This window comes from Oleiphilus sp. HI0067 (assembly GCF_001635735.1).
The window spans coordinates 1-1,136 of sequence record NZ_LWFI01001037.1 but is presented as its reverse complement, the minus strand read 5'-3'; the positions used below and the strand labels follow the sequence as shown (position 1 = coordinate 1,136).

The window sequence follows — 1,136 nt, the reverse complement described above, 5'->3', positions numbered from 1 at the left end:
CGCGCATGGACGTCCAAAGCCGCTAAATCAAGATGAGCCCCGAGAGCTAGCCGAAGCCATCGCTGACATGAATCTCAATTACGTGGTTATAACTTCTGTTGACCGTGACGATCTGCGTGATGGTGGTGCTCAGCATTTTGCTGATTGTATCTCTGAAACTCGCTCAAGAACTGATTCAATTGAAATTGAAGTTCTCGTTCCGGATTTCAGGGGGCGTATGGACGTAGCAATCGATATTCTTAAAGACACTCCACCTGATGTCTTTAATCATAATCTAGAGACCGTGCCATCCTTATATAAAAAGGTTAGACCTGGCTCCGATTACGATTGGTCGTTAGATTTATTGGAAAAGTATAAAGCTGCGGCACCTTCAGTGATTACGAAGTCGGGTTTAATGCTTGGTATTGGTGAAACGAAAGAAGAAGTTATTCAGGTGATGCGTGATTTACGCGCACACAATGTCGATATGCTTACGCTCGGTCAATATCTACAACCGAGTCGTGACCACTTGGCCGTTGAACGTTTCGTTACACCTGAAGAATTTGATGAGTTAGGCGAACTTGCCAAAGAAATAGGTTTTAAGCATGTTGCGAGTGGTCCATTAGTTCGTTCGTCGTATCACGCAGACAAGCAAGCAAAGGGCGAGAAGGTCGGTTAACTCTTGGCTCTTAAGAGGTTCTTCGTTGAAACTGTCAAAGATTAAAACTGGAAGCTTTGAAAGGCGTTTAAGCTTGACTAAGGCTGGTTTGGTCTCCGGTACGCGTATGGCGGGCAGTTTGACGGCCGGTCTCTTTCAGTCCTCACAAAAACGCGCAGAGGCGCGCAGTGCGGCACTTTCACGAGAAGCTAAGTATCTCGTTGAAGAGTTGGGTAAGCTCAAAGGCAGTGTTGTTAAGATTGGTCAGATTATGGCGCTTTACGGCGAGCATTTTCTACCAGTTGAGGTGACTGAAGCGCTTCATACGCTTGAAGAGAAAACCGCGGCGCTCGATTGGTCTATCATGCGTGGTTTGTTGTACGAACAGCTCGGCTCGGAGCGTTTTCAAGAACTTGATGTGTGCGAAACATCTATTGGGACGGCTTCTTTGGGGCAGGTGCATCGAGCGATTGTGAAAAGCAGTGGTGAAGAGATTTGT

Annotated in this window: 1 protein-coding gene and 1 pseudogene; both read left to right on the top strand. The window is 46.7% G+C overall.

Annotation, left to right across the window (positions count from 1 at the left end; translation table 11 throughout):
* A partial coding sequence (lipA, locus tag A3739_RS14250; protein ID WP_068501854.1) for a lipoyl synthase occupies positions 1 to 658 on the top strand: 658 nt, incomplete at its 5' end.
* Between the two features lie 73 nt (positions 659 to 731).
* Positions 732 to 1,136, top strand: a pseudogene (locus A3739_RS14245) (AarF/ABC1/UbiB kinase family protein); the annotation flags it as partial.